Source organism: Pseudomonas nicosulfuronedens (genome assembly GCF_005877905.1).
GTDB lineage: Bacteria > Pseudomonadota > Gammaproteobacteria > Pseudomonadales > Pseudomonadaceae > Pseudomonas > Pseudomonas nicosulfuronedens.
On sequence record NZ_SWDV01000063.1, the window covers coordinates 1 to 17,873 of the forward strand.

16 protein-coding genes and 1 pseudogene are annotated in these 17,873 nt (G+C 57.8%); 9 read left to right on the plus strand and 8 right to left on the minus strand.

What is annotated here, in order from left to right:
• The 3 genes and pseudogenes from FAS41_RS30925 to FAS41_RS29220 all read left to right on the plus strand — a co-directional run.
• Window positions 1-333 (plus strand): annotated as a pseudogene (locus FAS41_RS30925) (hypothetical protein); the annotation flags it as partial.
• A gap of 804 nt (window positions 334-1,137) precedes the next feature.
• Complete coding sequence (locus FAS41_RS29215) at window positions 1,138-1,935, plus strand: alpha/beta fold hydrolase (RefSeq protein ID WP_138526779.1); 798 nt, start codon at window positions 1,138-1,140, stop codon at window positions 1,933-1,935.
• A gap of 176 nt (window positions 1,936-2,111) precedes the next feature.
• Complete coding sequence (locus FAS41_RS29220; protein ID WP_138526780.1) at window positions 2,112-2,309, plus strand: hypothetical protein; 198 nt, start codon at window positions 2,112-2,114, stop codon at window positions 2,307-2,309.
• Between the two features lie 32 nt (window positions 2,310-2,341).
• On the opposite strand, the gene blaOXA is transcribed toward FAS41_RS29220, so the two are convergent.
• Both blaOXA and FAS41_RS29230 read right to left on the minus strand, forming a co-directional pair.
• On the minus strand, window positions 2,342-3,166 hold the full coding sequence (blaOXA, locus tag FAS41_RS29225) for a class D beta-lactamase (RefSeq protein ID WP_138526781.1): 825 nt from the start codon (window positions 3,164-3,166) through the stop codon (window positions 2,342-2,344).
• A 279-nt stretch (window positions 3,167-3,445) separates the two neighbouring features.
• Window positions 3,446-3,829 (minus strand): hypothetical protein, encoded by a 384-nt coding sequence (locus FAS41_RS29230; protein ID WP_138526782.1) that lies wholly within the window; start codon window positions 3,827-3,829, stop codon window positions 3,446-3,448.
• 75 nt (window positions 3,830-3,904) lie between these two features.
• On the opposite strand from FAS41_RS29230, the gene FAS41_RS29235 reads away from it, so the two are divergent.
• On the plus strand, window positions 3,905-4,330 hold the full coding sequence (locus FAS41_RS29235; RefSeq protein ID WP_138526783.1) for a helix-turn-helix domain-containing protein: 426 nt from the start codon (window positions 3,905-3,907) through the stop codon (window positions 4,328-4,330).
• A complete protein-coding gene (locus FAS41_RS29240) occupies window positions 4,327-5,205 on the plus strand; it encodes an alpha/beta fold hydrolase (protein ID WP_138526784.1) in 879 nt (292 codons plus the stop codon). Before FAS41_RS29235 ends, FAS41_RS29240 begins: the two co-directional genes overlap by 4 nt.
• Before the next feature lie 199 nt (window positions 5,206-5,404).
• Here the strand turns inward: FAS41_RS29240 and FAS41_RS29245 are convergent, their stop codons facing one another.
• The 5 genes from FAS41_RS29245 to FAS41_RS29265 form a co-directional block, all read right to left on the minus strand.
• Window positions 5,405-6,397, minus strand: a complete 993-nt coding sequence (locus tag FAS41_RS29245) for an AraC family transcriptional regulator (protein ID WP_024766559.1) — start codon at window positions 6,395-6,397, stop codon at window positions 5,405-5,407.
• Window positions 6,398-6,409: 12 nt separating this feature from the next.
• Window positions 6,410-7,618, minus strand: a complete 1,209-nt coding sequence (locus FAS41_RS29250; protein ID WP_138526785.1) for a serine hydrolase domain-containing protein — start codon at window positions 7,616-7,618, stop codon at window positions 6,410-6,412.
• 10 nt (window positions 7,619-7,628) lie between these two features.
• Complete coding sequence (locus FAS41_RS29255) at window positions 7,629-8,984, minus strand: DUF1329 domain-containing protein (protein WP_138526786.1); 1,356 nt, start codon at window positions 8,982-8,984, stop codon at window positions 7,629-7,631.
• A 12-nt stretch (window positions 8,985-8,996) separates the two neighbouring features.
• A complete protein-coding gene (locus FAS41_RS29260; RefSeq protein ID WP_081754069.1) occupies window positions 8,997-10,793 on the minus strand; it encodes a DUF1302 domain-containing protein in 1,797 nt (598 codons plus the stop codon).
• Between the two features lie 276 nt (window positions 10,794-11,069).
• Window positions 11,070-11,312, minus strand: coding sequence for a DUF7660 family protein (locus FAS41_RS29265; protein ID WP_081518705.1), 243 nt, complete (start codon window positions 11,310-11,312; stop codon window positions 11,070-11,072).
• Window positions 11,313-11,815: 503 nt separating this feature from the next.
• Here FAS41_RS29265 and FAS41_RS29270 point away from each other — a divergent pair.
• Window positions 11,816-13,264 carry a Shedu anti-phage system protein SduA domain-containing protein gene (locus tag FAS41_RS29270; RefSeq protein ID WP_138526787.1) on the plus strand — a complete coding sequence of 483 codons (1,449 nt, stop codon included), beginning with the start codon at window positions 11,816-11,818 and terminating at the stop codon, window positions 13,262-13,264.
• Here the strand turns inward: FAS41_RS29270 and FAS41_RS29275 are convergent.
• The gene (locus tag FAS41_RS29275) at window positions 13,242-15,392 is read right to left on the minus strand and encodes a YecA family protein (RefSeq protein WP_138526788.1); all 2,151 of its coding nucleotides are present in this window, start codon (window positions 15,390-15,392) and stop codon (window positions 13,242-13,244) included. The genes FAS41_RS29270 and FAS41_RS29275 overlap by 23 nt on opposite strands.
• Window positions 15,393-15,727: 335 nt before the next feature.
• Here FAS41_RS29275 and FAS41_RS29280 point away from each other — a divergent pair, with 335 nt between their 5' ends.
• Genes FAS41_RS29280 through FAS41_RS29290 form a run of 3 tightly spaced genes read left to right on the plus strand, consistent with a single transcriptional unit; the run spans window position 15,728 to window position 17,807 of the window.
• On the plus strand, window positions 15,728-16,183 hold the full coding sequence (locus FAS41_RS29280; RefSeq protein WP_246084965.1) for a hypothetical protein: 456 nt from the start codon (window positions 15,728-15,730) through the stop codon (window positions 16,181-16,183).
• Window positions 16,184-16,198: 15 nt separating this feature from the next.
• Complete coding sequence (locus tag FAS41_RS29285) at window positions 16,199-17,164, plus strand: MvdC/MvdD family ATP grasp protein (protein ID WP_138526789.1); 966 nt, start codon at window positions 16,199-16,201, stop codon at window positions 17,162-17,164.
• Window positions 17,145-17,807 carry a hypothetical protein gene (locus FAS41_RS29290; protein ID WP_138526790.1) on the plus strand — a complete coding sequence of 221 codons (663 nt, stop codon included), beginning with the start codon at window positions 17,145-17,147 and terminating at the stop codon, window positions 17,805-17,807. The genes FAS41_RS29285 and FAS41_RS29290 overlap by 20 nt, the downstream gene beginning before the upstream one ends.
• Window positions 17,808-17,873 lie beyond the last annotated feature (66 nt).

Sequence of the window (17,873 nt, forward strand, 5' to 3'; positions counted from 1 at the left end):
TGGGTGCTGCCCTCAGGAGAGCGCCGGACCGTTCGCGCGTCTTTGCTGGAAGCCAACGCCATCCACGCCGATCCAACCATCGTGAAACTGTTCTACCAGGAACACTACAAGTACGGTTGCCACTCCTATAACTGGGGAGGCAGCAAAGGCATGGATCACTTCCAAGATATATGCGTCATCTTGAGTGCAAACAACTGGAAACTTTACCAGCAAGGCAGTTTTGCAGGTCTGGCCGCACAGACACGCAATAAACTCTACGTAGCTTGCTCTAGGGCACGGGGAAACCTCTACTTAGCACACGACAAATACTTCAAGCCGTTCAAGTTGGCCTGACCACTTGTGCCAGGGCATACGCAATCGATGGTAGCTATGGCACAAGACCCATTGAGGCACGGCCGACACAAAAAGATACTCCCCAACGGGCTCTGAACGCCTTTACCGATACGAGCCCTACGCTCTTTATCTGCCAACCAAGACGCTAAACTCATCCGTCACCTCCGGAAGCGCCTCAATCTGCCGCTCTACACTGGTAGCCGCAGACTCGATTAGTCGTTGGCCAGCCCTCACCTGTGCCACGCCTTCATCTACGCGCGTCGCGGATATCCTTGCGGCGGCGCACAGACGCTCGAATCGCTTCAAGGCATGGGATGGGCGGCCGTAGGCCCAAGCGTTCGCGGGCCGGTAAATGTCCTGTCAGAGGCCTACACAATTCGCCGAATGAATCCGCGTCGTGTGGTCGTAACCTGCCCGGGCTATGCAAGCCTGTCGAACCTTGTCGCCAGTAGCGATCTCCTGGCAGCCATCCCGCATCCAGCCTTGCTTGGGGGATGCACAAGAGCGTTGCTGCGTAATTGCATCGCACTTGACCGCCCGATTGCATTGCCGCTGACCACCGTTTGCATCCGACTTGATCATTCTCTCCGAAGAGGCGACAGGCAGAAAACGGCCATTAACGGACATCGGCAAACATCCAGCCGGCCCGTCCCCGTGCGCGCTGTCCCTCAGTTGGTTGCGATCGCGGAAAACCAGTTATTGACCTGAGGCGCAGCGATTGATAGTTTCAGCGTTCTTTCAAAACGCCCTCCCGGTTCGCCGGGAGGGCGTTTTCGTTTTGGTTCCACCACAAGGAACCATGAAATGAAACAACCGATTCATTGCTCCACCAGGACTGGCACCACGCTCGGATATGCCCAGCACGGCACTGGCCCTACCCGCGTATTGGTCCTGCATGACTGGCTTGGCGACCATTCCAGTTACAACGATCTCCTGCCGTTCCTCGACTGCAATGCCTTTACCTATGTGTTCGCCGATGCGCGGGGCTATGGGAAGTCCATCGAGCAGACTGGCGAATATACGATTGAGGAGATGGCCTCGGACTGCCTCGAACTCGTCGACCAACTTGGCTGGGCGCGCTTCCACATCATCGGCCACTCGATGACCGGAATGCTTACTCAACGCCTTGCAGCCAACGCGAGATCCCGAGTCGCAAGCGCTATCGCAGTGTGCCCTGTTTCCGCCGCCGGCAATCGGCTGAGTCCGGAAGCACTGGCATTTTTCACCAGCACGATGGAGAGCGACGAGGCACTTCGGCGTCTCTTAAAATTCGTAAGCGGGGGGCTTTGCGATGGGTGGGTTGATCGCAAGATCCGACAGAATCGCGAGACAGTCTCGCCAGGCAGCCGGGCGGGGTATCTCGAGATGCTGGTGACGACCCATTTCGTGGAGGATGTTCGCGGCCTCGACACGCCTTTTCTGGTCATCGTCGGCGACAAGGACCCAGGGCTGGATGCCATCGCCATGGAGAGCACGTTCCTGGCGTGGCATCCAAACGCAGAGCTGCAAGTCTTCTACGGTTGTGGACACTATCCCATGCAGGAAAGTCCACCTCGATTTGCCACCGTCATCGAAAACTTCCTGACACGCCACAGCACATGACCTGACGAGACTATCGGCGGCCATGTCGAGGCAACTCATCGACATGGCCACTCCGGGCCCGCAGCTACTTCTCATCTGGGGCAGCAATCGGCCAGAAGAGGACGGCCGCCTCCGATCACCTCAAAGCTGAGCTTTACTCCATTCGCCCACTTGGAAATCGCGCACCTAGATATAAGATGGACTTCCTCGAAGACTTCATACTCAGCTATCTGGCGCACCGCATCGGTGTCCGCGTATTACGCTTTCTGAGCGGTGGCCGGTTCAGGGGAGAAAGCGGCTTCGCCTGGGGCTGGGCAGTCGTGGTCGGCGGCTTCGTTCTATTCGCTCCATTCGTAGCGTTCATTACCTGGATCATTTATCGAAGCGCCCATTGAGCGGGCGTCCGCTTTGGGTCGGCATCTGGCCATTAGTGGGGCCCACCGACCATGGTGGGCCAGTCGCGGATCAAGTCGTCCCGAGCACGCAGGCCAGCATTGGGTTTGGTGGCCGACGCGTCCTGAACTAGGCTGGCGAACACTAGTTGGCGACCATCCCTACGTGCCCAGCCGACGAACCACCCGTATGCGTTGGCCGGCGTATAAACGCCGTTGTTGCCAGGGGAGCCTGTGCCGGTCTTCCCATAAAGACGCCAGCCACCGGCTTCACTAACCTCGAACAGATTCTCGACCAGGTCGTATGCCGCAGCTTTGACGGGCAATTTCCGGTTGACCACCTTGCGCAGGAAGGCCAGTTGTTCCACCGGAGAGATACGCAGCGACGAAATGATCCAAGCACCGTCAGTACCGTTGTTTTTTCCAGGTTCGCCCGAGACATCTTCGTTCCCATAGCCAAAGGCGGACGTGTAGTGCTGGAAGCGCTCTTGCCCGAGGCTCTTGGCGATCAACTGTGAGTACCAAACCACTGAATACTTGATCCATCGCTCAGGATCCGTGGACTGGCGCCAGGCGTCGCCACCCCAGTCTGGATAGCCAGATTGGTACTGCCAGACCGGCTCGTGCGGGCCCTTCAGAACACCAGCGTCGGCGCCCATCAGGGCGATGGGCAGTTTGAAGGTGGAGGCTGGCGTGTAGCGCGCGGCGCAAACCTGTTGCGCCCCCTGCTGGAACACGATTCTGCCATCGTCGGCGTCGGCCACTACAGTGCACAGAGTTGCCGCCTGGGCAGGGATACAGAACAGTGCGTATTGGGAAAATGCTGCGCTGAGGGCAAATAGAAAGAGTCGAAAAGTCATGATTGATCAAGCGTCATGGAATAGGTGGCGTGGTCGTCGATCTGGATACGGATGTCCTGGCAGCGCCAGGCCTCATTCAAGTTGCTGGCGTCGCATAGGTATGCATCCTAGCCTTGCGTGTCGGCATGCGAATGGTGCTGAGATACGGAAGCAAGTTGCTCGTCGTACAAGCAGATTCGAAGAGCTGCAGGATGTTCGTTGTAGGTCGATAGAGACTTGGCGACTCAGCATTAATGCTACCTGGCGTAGTATTGGTTGGCTGTGGGCTTGGATGGCTCATCACGCTAGATAGCGCTTGGCCAGCAAAATCTCCTTGCGCAGACCTTGGGCGCGTTTCGTGATGCCTAGACGCCCTAGTTCCTCCGCCGCGCGCTCCCGTTCAGCAATGTCCATCATCAGCACCTGACGCACATCAGCCTCGCTCAGTAGAAGTCGCTCGACTTCCGCCGATCCGTCATGGAAAAGATGCTGGATTGTCGCAGCATGCTCAGTCTGGACAGGCGGTGCCTCAGCATTATCAATTGCCGCGATAAGCGTCCGAATGACCTTCGCCTCTAAGGCGCGCCTAAGCAGCATGGCAATCTGAAGATCGGCTCGCAGTCGATCCTTCATCTTCTTTGCAGCATCTACCTGGGTACCAACGCTCTCGGGACTGCGATTCATATTGCGAGACCTGAATTTGCTCCATATAGTTACCAATATTACACAGGAATGGTAATAATAGGGAGCACCCAGAGAGTGAACGCTAGCCTTGTTACCGTCGAGCAGGCCGCCGAGCATTTGAATCTGCACCCCAAGACAGTGCTGCGCTACATTCGCGACGGTCGCCTTCCAGCGACTCGCGTTGGAAAGTCTTACCGCATTGTCCGCTCCGAACTGGATGCCTTTGCTGGCGTCGCAAGCGACGAGTCCGGCACTGCGGCAGCATTGCTTCGGGCGACATGCATCGTTGACATCTCTGATATCTCCGTGGACGACGCAGCGCACTTAGCTACCTTCGTCCAATCCGCCGCCTTGGCCAGGCCTGCCGGCGCAGCACCACTGCAACTTCAAACTGCATTCGATCCACAGACCCGGAGCATGAAGGTCGTAGTCATTGGAGATCCTTCAAGCTCGGCAAAGCTCTTAGAGATGCTGCAGCTTCATATGGATAATCGCAAATGAACGACGTTGTTTTTCGGAGCGCGGAAGCGGCCGCGGCGGTTGAGGCACAATACCGACGAGTCTTGAATCAGTGGCCGGTTCCGAAGACCGAGTTGCAAATATCTACTCGTCAGGGCTCAACCTTTGTTGTGGTCTGCGGGCCGGAAACCGCGCCCCCTGTCGTGCTGCTGCACGGATCAATGGCTAACTCGGCTGCATGGATAACCGATGTAGCGTTGTGGTCTACGAAGTTCAGATTGTTCGCAATCGACATGATCGGCGAAGCGGGCCTCAGCGCAAGAGTCCGCCCCGATCTTGCCAGCGACGCCCATGCGCTGTGGCTCGACGATGTGCTGCAGGGACTGGGCTTGGTGTCAGGGCACGAGCGCATCGCTCTCGTTGGTACATCGCTCGGCGGATGGTTAGCGCTCGACTATGCCAGCAGACGGCCGGCCACTGTTGGCTCGCTGGCACTGATGTGTCCCTCTGGAATCGGCCGACAGAAGAGTCTTCTTCTGACGATCTTGCCGCTTCTCCTGTTTGGCTCTTGGGGCAAACGGCGAATATGGGAACTGATTTTCGGGCCAGCGCCTAGGGTCTTGTCCCAAGAAATGCAGCCACTCGTGCAACTCATGGAAATCGTGGGACGGGCCGCCAAGCCTCGGTTGATCCGTATTCCACAGCTAACGGACGTTCAACTGAAAGAACTCGACATGCCAATCCTGACGATCATCGGCGGACGCGATGTGTTGCTGGACTCGCGAGAGACGAAAAGCAGGTTGCAGCGGACAGTTCCAAAGGCTGAAATCCGGTTCATCGAAGCGGGCCATCACTTCATCCCAGGCCAGGCGCCCAACATTCTGGAGTTTCTGGAAAGGAACGTGCTGCCATCTTAGGAGAAATGACTGATTGAAATGGTAGGTCAGCGACACTGTGCGGTATGGGTTGTTTTGTCAGAAGCCAAGGGACTCAGGGAGTAATCCTAGATTGGTGCTCTTGAGCAGCCTTACCCGACCGCCAAGTCCGCTATGGGTCGATTGCTGCCTCTGGTGAGAGGCGGCTACCGACCCAAAGCAGACGCTTCATAGGTCGAATTTACTCTCCGGAAGATAAGGATCGGCGAAATTCGTTTGCAGATTTCCCGGTCCACCGTCGAAACGCTTGGCGGAAGCTAGAGGCATCCGCATAGCCCAACAGTTCGCTTATGCGTTCGACGGGGAGTGAGGTCTGTAACAACAGCTGACGGGCGCGAGCCTCTCGAGCATCGTCGAGTATCTGCCGATAGCTGAAGCCTTCTTCGCTGAGGCGTCGTCTCAGCGTGCGCTCGGTCAGGCGCAGGTGTCGGGCCACGCTCTGAATGTCGGGATAGGGATCAGGCAGTGAGTCGAGTAGTGCCACGATCCGTGCGCGAAGTCCGCCCATTTCGACTTCCAGCAGGGCGTTAAAGCTTTCGCTGGCCATCGCCAGGGCTGCCTGAAACACCGCGGGATTCGCGGTGCTGTTCGGCAGATCAAGTTGGTTGGCTGGTAAGTGGAAGACAATATCGCTGCCGCGCAACCGCACTGGGAGCTTGAAGAAGTTCGTGTAGAAAGCGCTGCCACCAGGGCAACGAGGCATGGTTAGGCCATTGATAATGAAATCCTTGCCGAATAGATCGCGCATCAGCTTGCAGGAGGCAGAGGCAACGACGTTGCTGTGGAATTGCCGGCTGGTGTCGCTCCAGCCTGGGCGATGATTGAGGCTGATGAGGATGCGGACTTCATGACCGGTACTATGGTCCACACGAATATCGGCGATGTCTCGGTTGAATAGCATGATGTAGGCACGCACAACCTTCAGGGCATCAGACGCGCGTTCGGCGCAGAGCAGGGCGAGACCGGCCACCCCATAGTCAGAGATATGGTAGTAGCCGCCCAGCAGCAGGCCCTCGTCGGCGTTTAGCGCTTGGCTGACTATCCAGTCGTATAGCGCTTCGCTAGGCAGGGCGTTACCCGCCGAGAGTGCCGGAGCAGTCAGGCCCCGGTCGCGCAAATAGTTCTGCAAGGGTCTCCACTCAAAATCGAAGTGGAACAACGGATCGGCCTGCATGCCGGGCTCCTGTCAGGGCTTGAGCTGGTGGGCAATGGTGCGGAAGGCGGCGAGGGATTCATGCTCCATACGGATGCCGTCGACGTTGTAGTTGGCATACGCAGAGGATTTGGCGATGACCACACGCCGCTTCGGATTGACGTAGACGAATTGTCCGTACACGCCGATGGCCATGAACTCCCCCTCATTGCTTTTCGGAATCCACCACTGGTAGCCGTAGCCTAGGTTAGGCTCGCCTTCTTCCTGCGTGCGTCCGGGTTGCAGGTGGGCGTCGCGTGGGTGGGTTGAGGCCTGGACCCAGTTGGGGCTGACAATCGCCTCTCCGGACTGGCTTCTCCCCTGATGCAAGTAGAGCAAGCCGAGGCGGGCGAAATCGCGAAGGCAAAGATTAACCCCGCCGAAGGCCAGTTCAGTACCGGTGCCGTCGGTCAGCCACAACCCATCGCACTCGGCCCCCAGGCGGGACCAGAGTTTCTCGCTCATGTACTGCGACGGTGACTTACCGGTAGCGCCCTTGAGTACCATGCTCAGTACCTGGGTATCGACACTGATGTAGTGATGTTGCTGGCCGGGAGGGCTGTCGCGCTTTAGACCGGAGACCCAGGCGTCCACTGAGCCACCCAGAGCAAGGGTACGCCCCAGTCGGTTAATGTCAGCGTCCGGGTCGGCATAGTCCTCGTTGAAGGCAATACCCGATGACATTTCCAATACATCCCGCAGGGGCACCCCTTCGTAACCACTGCCCTTGAGTTGTGGGGCGTACCGGGTCACCGGATCGAGCAGGTCGTGGATTGCCCCATCCTCCAATGCCACGCCGATCAACAGTGACATGAACGACTTGCTGACCGACCAGCCGATGGCTCGGGTGTGGACATCGTTGCCTTGGTAATAGTGCTCGAAGGCTATGCGGTCGTCCGCCAAGACAAGCAGGCCAGTGGTCCCGGTCTGTTTAATCCAATCGTTGAGGACGATCGCATTGCCCTGGAAGTTGAAGCTTGCGGGCAGCTCGCGAGGTTGTTCCTCCAAGGGGCGTTGCGGGCCGCTACGCTGCACGGGAAGGGCATCAAACAACTGGGACATGGTACGGAAGTTCTCGACGATGTTCTCGGGTTCGAACAGCGTATGTACTTGCCACAGTCGTAGCCCTTTGTAGCCGGCGAACAGCAGTAGGGCAAAGCCTAGGGCTATCAGGGGGGCGAGCCATGGGCGGAATCTGCTCATCGCGGCGTCCTCAGTTGGTGCCCAAGCGGCGTAGGTTGGCGGGTTGCCAGTAGCTGTCCGGCGGTACAGGCAGCTGGAACTGACGCGGGTTCTTCTCCTGGCTGCGAAGACCAAGGGCGCTGTAATCGCGGCTGATCAGATCGTGGTAGACAATGACGCTGGTGGTAAGGGTTGGTACTTCGTACGCCTGCTGGGTGAACGCGAGATTGACGCGCCAAAGCTGGCCACGGCTGTCGAAACTCTCTGCCATAAGGATGTTCCAGCTGTCTTCATCGAGGTAGAAACGTCGCTTGGCATAGACATGGCGCTCGCCTGTCTTCAGGGTCGCCTCGAGCACCCAGACGCGGTGCAGCTCCCAGCGGGTCAGGTCGGGGTTGATGTGCCCCGGTTTGAGAATATCGTTGAAGGCCCGGCCCGGCTGGTTTAAGCGATAGTTGTTGTAGGGAACGAACAACGCCTGTTTGCCGACAATTTTCCAGTCGTAGCGATTGGGCGCGCCGTTGTACATGTCGGCATCGTCACTGACGTAGCCATCCACTGGGTTGTCATAGGCCACAGTAGGCGCGCGGCGCACTCGTCTCTGGCCGGGGAAGTAGTTCCAAGCCATTCGCGGCGCCTGCACCTGGTCGATAGTCTCGTGCACCAGCAAGGTTTCCCCGGCACTGCGCGAGGGAGGAAGAATCTGGTTCATGTAGCGGTACAGGATGTTGCCCAGGCCTTCCGTGGTCTGGTTCGCGGCATAGTAGTTAGATAGCAGCTGGTTGCGTTCGCGCAGACTGGAGTAGCTACCATCGGCGCGCACCTGGGCTGTGGTCGAGACCTCATCGAAGTAACGGCCCTGCCAGCGCGCGATATGGTTCCAGATGGCTTCTAAGCCGCTCTGCGGGATGGGGAATGGAATGCCACCGACGGCACCACCGAAGCCATTGCCTCCGGAGGTTAGCTCGGCGCGGCTGGCATTGGCTCGAGTGTTGGCGTAGACCTCCGGTGGTGCTGCGAAGGTGCGCTCCGTGGGGTAGACAGGGACCTTGAAGCTTGGGTAGGCGCTAAACAACGCCTGCACGCCCTCGCTCAGGTGCTCGGCGTATTGCGCTCGATTGGCGGAATCTATGATTAGCTGCGGACGTTGCTCGGGAAAGGGGTCAATGTCGAACGCGCCAGGGCCGGGATATCCCGCCGGGGGTTGCTGCAGGCCGCCAGTCCAGGCCGGTATGCCCAGGGCTGGATCACCAGCGCGGACGGCGCCGAAGGGTGTCAGGTCATTGTCGAGGCGAGCGGCCTGGTCGGCCGGCACCTTGGCCAAGGCGTGCAAGGGAAGCAGTGCGCAGAGCAGCGCGCCGGCCGCCTGGATGCGGAAGCGATTCATCTTCGGTCTCGGTCAGAAGGAGTAGGAAAGGTTGAGTGCGATGTTGTCGCGATCGATCAGCGGGTTGTCCTTGCGAGCGCCCCAGAACGCCGTATAGCTGAGCTTTGCGCCCAGGCTATCGCCGTAGCGCGCGCCTAGTTCGAGGGTGCTGCTGCGTCGGCCCTCAACGAAGTTTTCGTTCAGCGCAGGCGAGGTGCCGGAAACGTCCGCGCGGAAGGTGACCGCTGGCAGCAGGTCGATGCCGGGCAAGGCATCCTCCCAAGTTCCGCTTAGATTGAGGGTGTAGCCCCAGGAAAAGGGCGACAAATAGTGGTAGTTGGGAGTATTCGGCAGGCTGCCGGGAACGTAATTGGAAGCCAGTTCCGCCACCATTAGCAGGCCGTCCAGGCCCATAGTCGGACCGAAGGTGTGGATGGCGGACAGCGAGCTGGTATAGAGCTCACCGCGTTGGTACAGATTGATCGCCGAATGCGAAGCGGTGCCGAAATGGCCTAAGTCGATGGCCGCGCCGCTACCGCCGCCTTCGAGCAAGGCACCGTTGGCCAGTTGCTCCATTTCCCAGGTCATGGATGACTCCAGCGGCGCATTAGGGCGATAGGTCAGCTCAGCTGCGAGGTTGGTATCGGCCAGATTGCCCGAGACGGTGACGCCAAACAGGCGGATGTCTTCTGGGTAGACCAAGTCGTAGTGGCTACTGTCCAGCAGATCCAGGCCGTCCACCAGTGGGATCGCTTCCGGTGCCACCGCTCCGGCCAGGGTACAAAGACTGGCGAACCGTCCGCCGCCCCCTTGACTACAGCCACCGGGGGCACCTGGCCGCAGTGACATGAAGGGCACCTTGCTGTGGTAGTTGAGGTAGTAGAGGCTGAACTCGGTGTTGTTTAGTGCCTCGGACAGGTAGCGCAGGGCAACGCCGAACTGGCCGCTATCGCGGGCGTCGCGTTCGCGACCATAGCGCGAGACGGCCACGACGCCATCCTCTCCATTCACACCCGGGACCAAATTAGCGGGAATACCCATCGCTTCGAGTTGCTGTCGCAGGTCTACCAGGGTGCCGTTAGTTCCTTTTCCGAACACGTCGCTGTCGTTCAGGAAGGCTCCAGTTGGCATCAGTTCGTTGCCCCGCCACTCCAGCCCATAGAAGCTCTCAACGCTCAGGCTGTCGGTGAGGCCAACCTGCAGCGCAACCATATTGGTCGGAAGAAGGGCTTCCTTGAGACTGGCATTGGGCAAGGCGATGCGGCCGACGTCGATGGGGTTGGCCACGTTGAGTCCGTCGGCATAGTAGATGCCTTCGCCCCAGTTGATCACTTGCCGGCCCAGGCGCAGGTTTACAGGCATCCCATCGATTTCGCGGTTGCCATATACATACGCGTCAAGGAGTCGCGAACCGTGGCCAAGGCGGTTGCGTAGGTCGGACGGAAAGTGCTCATCACTGTCGGTGTTGTGTAGGGCGAAGGCTCCGCCACTCGGTGGGTGGTCCATTAGCTGAGTGTCGTACCAGGCGCTTCCTCGCAGGAACAGGCCGTTGTCCTGATATTTCAGGTGCAGCTCGGAGGTGAGCTTGAACTCGCTGGCGACCAGACCTCGGGCATAGTACTCACTCCCATCGTTGGCATTGGCGAAGAGGTTCTGCCCCCCGCGGACGATCCGTTCGGACTTGCCCGTGCGGAGCATCGCTGAGTATTCAGCAATGCTATCCAGTGAGGCGTCGAGACCGTCCACCGGTGTTTCGAAGGAAAATGCGCACGCCATCGGCGGCGCACTTAGGAGGCTCCAGAAGAGAAGCCGTGCAGTCGATCTTTTCATTGTTATCTGCTCGATCCAGGTGGTATTCCCCGGTGGCAGATGACAGCAGTGTGACTCAGCTCGAGCCAGATGATTAGCGGACAATTATCGGTGAACTTCGGACAGGCGCTGAGTCCATTGGCCCGAACCTGAGGACTATTACTCGCCGCCCGCCGCACCTATCCAAAGGCAGCTAATGGCCGATTGCTGCCTGTGGCGAGAGGCAGCTACCGACCCAAAGCGGACTGTGTTGCCGCCGTGCGTTCCTGTGCGCTTCCGAGGCGTTAAGTGGAACGCCTACTCGTATATCTTGCCGCAATACAGAAAAGCGGCGAACTGCCGCCAGGGATTGGATGGTGCAATCCCTTGGCTCAAGCCGAAGTCGCTATCTTCAGCCCAGGAGATGGCGCCATCCAGAAAGGCTTCGATTGTGGTGTTTTCCCAACCATCGTCATTGGTTCCGGCCGCCGCGAGTGCCCGAGCAAAACTCAGGAAAGTCGCTGAATCTTTGACCTCGTCCAGATGTTCATGAAGTTCCAAAGCGCTCTCCGTCATTAACCCAAGACCGTGCATTGGCGGATTGGGCAGTGTCTCCTATCGAGCAAACGATGTCTGCTCCTGGCCGATAGCGGCCCGTTTCAAACGGCAGCTATGGGTCGATTGCAGCCGGTCGTGACTACGGTGTGACTGGTTAAGCCGCATGCAAGTGGTGGTCAGCACGAATGCAAATGTTTGGTCAGGAGGAATGCAATCGGGTGGTCAAGTCAGTGCAATTACGCACGTCGCACCACTGCAACTCCGCGAAGCACTTCCCTTGTACGAAATGTGGGTGTTCACGCTGAGCAATTCCCGCCGTCGAATGAGGCCAATTGTTCAACAGCTGGTCGACTTGGGGGAGGATTTCAGAGCTCACTGAAGCTGGGAGCCTTGCGCCAGAGGGGCGATTAACTCCAGCAGGCTATCCACGCCAACCTCGGAAGATTGACGGTAAATGTGTGCGCTGACAGGCTCTCCGCAACGCCAGCATCGTAGGGAACGCCAACATGGCCTCAATTCCGAACAGCGAATACCGTCACTCACAACGCACTGATGGCGGACCATTCGCTGCATTCCAGCCACTCGACGAATTGGGATTGCCGACCAGTATTCGGGAGGAGATTACTGAGGTCGAGGTGTACTACTCGGACGTCCCAGTTCCGCAGGGGGTCTCCATCGGCGCGAAGCCTTGGATACGCATTATGTCAATCGCCGAAAATTTGATAACCATATGGCCGGTGCAGCAACGAGGCGACCATAGCGACTATGGAGAACCGTTGTTCGACAGTATTGAGCGGCTGTGTATTGTCGAGCGTACCGACGGGCCCTACGGGCTTCCGACAACCATTGAAGAGCTCGATGATCTCCTACTGTCCTTGCCTGCAGGCTTCTATAAGAACTGGCGGTACGGTCTGGGCCTGCTCTGGGAGTTCAGGAGCATCATCGCCACGATCGCCGAAATACCGGGTATCACAACGGTCTGTTTTCATGGGCCGGCCCACCTTCCTAGTACTGATCGAATTGAGGGGCCGGTCTACTGCTTGGGGATGAATAGCTATCATCGGCTGCGCAGGGAAATTACTACTGCAACCAGACGGCACCAGCGCGCTGCACGCAAGGAAAAGAGTGCAATCTGCCACAACAGACTGCTGCACCGAGTTGCACCACAGCAATTCGACCCGCAAAGCCTTTCGCTACCTCAGAACGCGCTGGCAGACCTCACAGCTAGTGCATATGGTGAGGTCAAATTGGCAAAGAGGGATCAACGAGCTGCTGTGGCTTTAGTCCGAGGGCATGCAGATTCCTTGGTGAAGTCGGAACCTGCCGCACTGCTGCAGTTGAAACAGGATATTGAGCTGGTGACGCTTCGCGAGCTGATCGAGCGGTGCACTGAGCTCCTTGCAGCTACAACGACGGAAGCAAAATGGCAAAGCTTCCTGTCAGCCAATCCCTTCGTCCTCAGCATGGCTTTCCATTATCCGGTCATCCGGATTGGCGACCAGCCCTACGTGGGAGGGAAGCTACATACTGGCCAGGGAGGCTCTTATAGCGACTTTCTGATGGCCGCCGCTGCAACCAACAACCTGGCTCTGGTCGAGATTAAGCGGCCCGGCATTCCGCTGCTCGGCAACGAGTACCGTGGGATCTACCCCCCTTCCAGTGAGCTAAGCGGCGCCGTTGCGCAGGTGGTCGCCCAAAGTGCGGAGCTGCAGGCCAGTTTCAAGTTCATAGGCACTGATCTTGATCGGAAAGGCTTTCAGCCACACTCCGTCGCTTGCGTGGTAATCATTGGCCTTAAGCCAACTGACGAGGGACGCGCCAAGGGATTCGAGCAGTACCGCCACTCGCTGCACGGTATCCATGTGATTACCTTCGACGAACTGGTAGAGCGTCTGCAGTCGCTCTATGACCTGCTCGCCCCTAGGCCCATGCCTATGGCAGACAGCATTTTTTGAACTTTCGACCGCTGCCGCAAGGGCAAGGGTCATTGCGCCCCACTTTCTGCAAGCTCGCCTGTCGTGCCAACGCCGCGAGCATCGACGCGGCTGGTGCGCCATCCTTCATGCCCTTCGTGATCTGCTCCATCTCATCCGATGGTGACCAAGGAAAGTCCAGCCTCACGCCAAACTGGACATCGCCGCCTGGGCCCACCGACACGCCGAACCAGGTAGGAGAACGCTGTTTGTACTTGCGCTTTGCACAGTGCGACTTGAGTGCTGCAACTGCCCCCGGTGACGGTGCGGGGTTGCAGTGGAAACAAATGCCTCTGCCGCCATTGAGACCGATACTAAAGTCATGGCGCATCCCGTCACGTTGAGTTTGCCGCGTGATGGCCTCAATGCCTTGGTGAACGCGCCGACATGAGTCTTCACCCATGGAGAGCAGTATAAATCCCAGCTCAAGCGTCGCTGCTTCTGGCCGCGCCTCAATTTGAGTGATGAGCTGTTCGTAGTATGTGCCGGCCATTCGCGTCAGAATTCCGGGAGGAGTTCGTTCGCCAGCGATTCCCTCCCTACGCACCATCATGGCGGTGTCGAGATCGGCTGCAATCGAATCGTCGAGCATGACCATGTTGTACTCGTCATCGAGCCACAGATTGGTGCGCAGATGGAAGGCCAGCGCAGTGAGCTCGTGGTTCAAAGACACTTTCCCAGCAACGGCCAGCCGCATGCGTACGTAGCTCAACAGCCGAAGCGGCGTGGAGAGCATCTCAGTCATCGCGTCGAGCAAGAAGACGTCCATCACGAACGGCGGCCGAATGACGTCGGTACTTTGGTACTTCAGATACTCATGCGCTTGAATTGCAAGAGCGGGGTAGTGATCTGAGATTACGTTGAAGAGAAAGACCTCTTTGATGGCGTGAGTTAACGTAACCTCTCGACCCTGGTCATCCTGCAGACGGCACCCAGCAGCCACAATTGCGTTGGCACATTCCCACCCCTGGTCATACGATTTTTGGATAGCCGCCGAGAAGTCGGCTTTGAGTCGACCATCGTTTCCTTTGCGCGCCTCCAGCGTTAATTTCTTAGCCTTCGCCTGAACGATGATGATGCGGTCCCCAAAGACAACCAGCACATCGGCTTCACCGACTATGTTCTTACCCTGATGCAGGTTCACGTTTGTGTGGACATTCGCGTCGCCGAAGACCGCTGCCAGCCTGCGGGCGGAATTTTGCTCGGTGAACGCACCGCGGTTTGCCATGGCGGTTGGCCGGTACCCCTCATCGGCCCACATCCAGAAAAAGGGTGACTCATACAGCGCTTCGTAGATGGCGTAGTGCTGAAAGAGCAATACGGTTCCCCGACCAGTTGGCAGCAGAGGTGTCGCTGCCACGGAATTGAAGTCCCCGACGGATTGGAACTGGCTGTTGTCGCTCCCGAGCGTGAAAGTCTTGAGGAAAGCTTCAACGACCTGCATGTCCTCGCCGCTTCGTTGGGCAATTTCATCAGAGGCATATTCGAATGCGTACAGCCAGGCTTCAGCTGGCAGCTTCGTTACTTTTGCCTCGATGAAGACCTGAGTTGCCCGCTCATCCATCAGCACGCACATTGCTCGGGCGATGGCCTGTGCTTGGGAGATGGTGAAACCCATGTTCTGTACGAGCCATGCGTCGTCGGCACCATACTTTTCGGGAAGCAGGTCACGGTACTGGAAGCTGTACGCGGACTCAGTGGCATAGAAGATTGGTTCGCGCATCATCTCCCCCGGCCGGGGGGCGTCCGCTTTGTTGTCGGCAGCCAGGGCGGCCAGCAGGGAGGCATGCATTGGGCCAGATAGGGCGTGATGCAACTCTTCCATCAGCTCATCGGTACGCTTCACATAAGCTTCGACGGTATCAACTGATGGAACCGTCAGATCCAATTGCTGACGCATCATCAGACCGAGCAACGTTGTAACCTCGGTCCTGATGAGGCGGTTGTTGCTGAACATCCGCTCCATGTCGGAAGGCTTCAGTGCCTCGCTGTAAATCAACCCGTTGTCGCGATGGCAGATCTGCGCGATTGCATAGGCGTAGCCTGGCGACGCGGTTAGCTTCGCCAGATCGACGAATATGTCAGCCTCGCTTCGTGCGTTCGACTTCATCTTGCTTCCTCTTCGGCAGCCTATCCGGCACCAATCGTTCAGTTTTCTAAGCACATTTGTGCAGACCCACGGGGTACAAAAGTCCGCTTCCAGGGCTAAGCGAGAGCGACCGTGTGGCCCGTTCGCTCAAAGTCGTACACGGGAGAAAATTCGGCGGCGATGGATGCGCGCCTGGCTAGGCCTGAAGTACGTGAGGGGGATCGACGCACCGAAACAGCTCTATTTCGCTCCCCAAGCAGCGATCAAAAGATACTGGCAGAATGGCACCTTCGCGACTACGCCAGTTCAGGCGGTGTTACTTCAGGAGTATCAGCGTGGGAGCTATGGAAAAGACAATGCGGCGTGCCGAATCCCCCTTTCTTGCGAAGGCGGCACAATTGCGTACCGGCGCGAATGAGATACCGGGGTACTACTCCGACGAGCTCGATATGTGGGTTGTCGAGACCGAAAATGGGTCGGCGCCGATCATTTCCCAAGGTGTCCTAGCACAGCTGCTGACCAAGACGAGGGCTGACGGGGAGGTGGACGACGACAGTCCATTCGCACTGCAGCTCATGACCAAAACGGAACAGCAGCTCGAAGGCGATGACGACCGTCCCTTCGCTTCGAACCATATGCTACAACTGCTAACGAAAACCCACGCCACCCAGGAAGCCGACGACAATTTTGAAGCTGGACACCTCTTGGAGCTGATCACCAAGACAGCCATTCAGCAGGAAAGCGACGACGACGAGTATCCATTCGCGAACATGGGCGCCGAAGCTTTTCAAAACCAGTCGTATCAGGGCTGAGGCAGGATCGCCGTCATGCTATTGCTTGTCACCAATCGCCGTGACATCACCACTGACTACGTGGTCGCGGAGATCCAGCGCAGACGCCTACCGTACTTCAGGCTTAACACCGAATTGCTCCCTCAAACGCTCTGTATGATGGACAGCTATCCGGCGAACGCCTGGTCAATATCGCTGGCTGGGAAAACCATTCGTGGAGACCAAGTTCAAGCCGCCTACTTTCGGCGCCCCGGAGCTCCCGAGTCGATCCAGCCACCACTGGACGAAGGCGAGAGAGCCTACGTCGAGGCCGAATGGAACAGCTTCATCAAAAGCCTGTACACGCGCCTGGACGGTACCTGGCTGAATTCGCCGACTGATATCTTCCTCGCCGAGGACAAACCTAGACAGCTCATGCTTGCCCACGAGCTTGGGTTCAACGTTCCGTTTGCCCGGATCACTAACGATATTGCCGCGACTCGCGAAGTAACCGAAGCCGGCCCAGCTATAGGTAAACCCTTGCGCCAGGCGCTGCTTACCGGTGAGCGGGAAAGGCTCATCTTTACTACGCGGCTTGAACAAATTCGGGATGGCGACGCCGCAGCTATCGCCATGGCGCCACTTATCGTGCAGGCCGAAATCATCAAGAAATACGACGTCCGCGTGACCGTTGTTGGAACGAAGGTCTTCGCGACTTCGATCTGGTCACAGGAGCACGAAGAAACCCAAGTTGACTGGCGCCAGGGCAGCCGGCCTGACCTAAAACACGAGCGCATTGAGCTGCCTCGTCCGATCCAGCAGCAGTGCCTTGAGCTCTTGCAACGTCTGAATCTCCGCTACGGTGCGATTGATTTCATCTGCGATCAGCAGGGCAAACTGTGGTTCCTGGAGATCAACCCAAACGGCCAATGGGCATGGATCGAGAACCTGACCGGCTATCCCATCGCCGGCGCAATCGTGGATGAATTGGAGGACATTGCACGTGCCCAGACTCCTACCTGAATGGCTATGGCCGCGCCTGGAAGCCCTGTCCTCCCAGCAGCAACTTGACCAGCAGAAACGAAAGCAAAGCCTTCATGACAAGGTTAAGGACGCCACGTGGTCAGATCACTGCGAAGTGGCGCTTGAAGAGTCCCGTCGCCTGTTTGACGCCGAACAGGAAAGACGACGAGGTGCCGACAACAAGGCGGGCATCTATCTCGCCGCCATTACAGCCCTAATTCCCGTACTGGCCTCCGTGCTGCCCAACCTCTGGAAGGACGGAATCGACAAAGTCTTTGCCAGTGTCTCGTTACTGATCTTCGCCGGGGCGCTGAGTTATCTGCTCCGTGCTGGTCTCTGGGCTTTCAGTACCATCAGGGTCTCCGGATTCGCGCAACTCGGCCCCGCGGATATTGCGGCGAGCTGGGACAACGGGAACCCTCAGCAGCAATTGACGAAGCACCTTCTATTGTCAGTCGACTTCAACATGGAGGGCACGAATAAGAAGGTCAGTTGCATCAAGATGACGCACGAATTCTTGCTGCGTTCGTTCGTCAGCTTCGCGGCATTTCTGGCTGTCCAGGCGATTTGGCCGATGGCTGCATGGTCGATTGAAACTTTCTACGCGAGGCTCATTACCCCACTGCTGATGTGCATGCCGTAGAGTCGAAGATAGCTGCCGTCTCAGTTCGGTGTTGGTCTGTTCAGAGAACCAAGTCCTGCTTGGTCC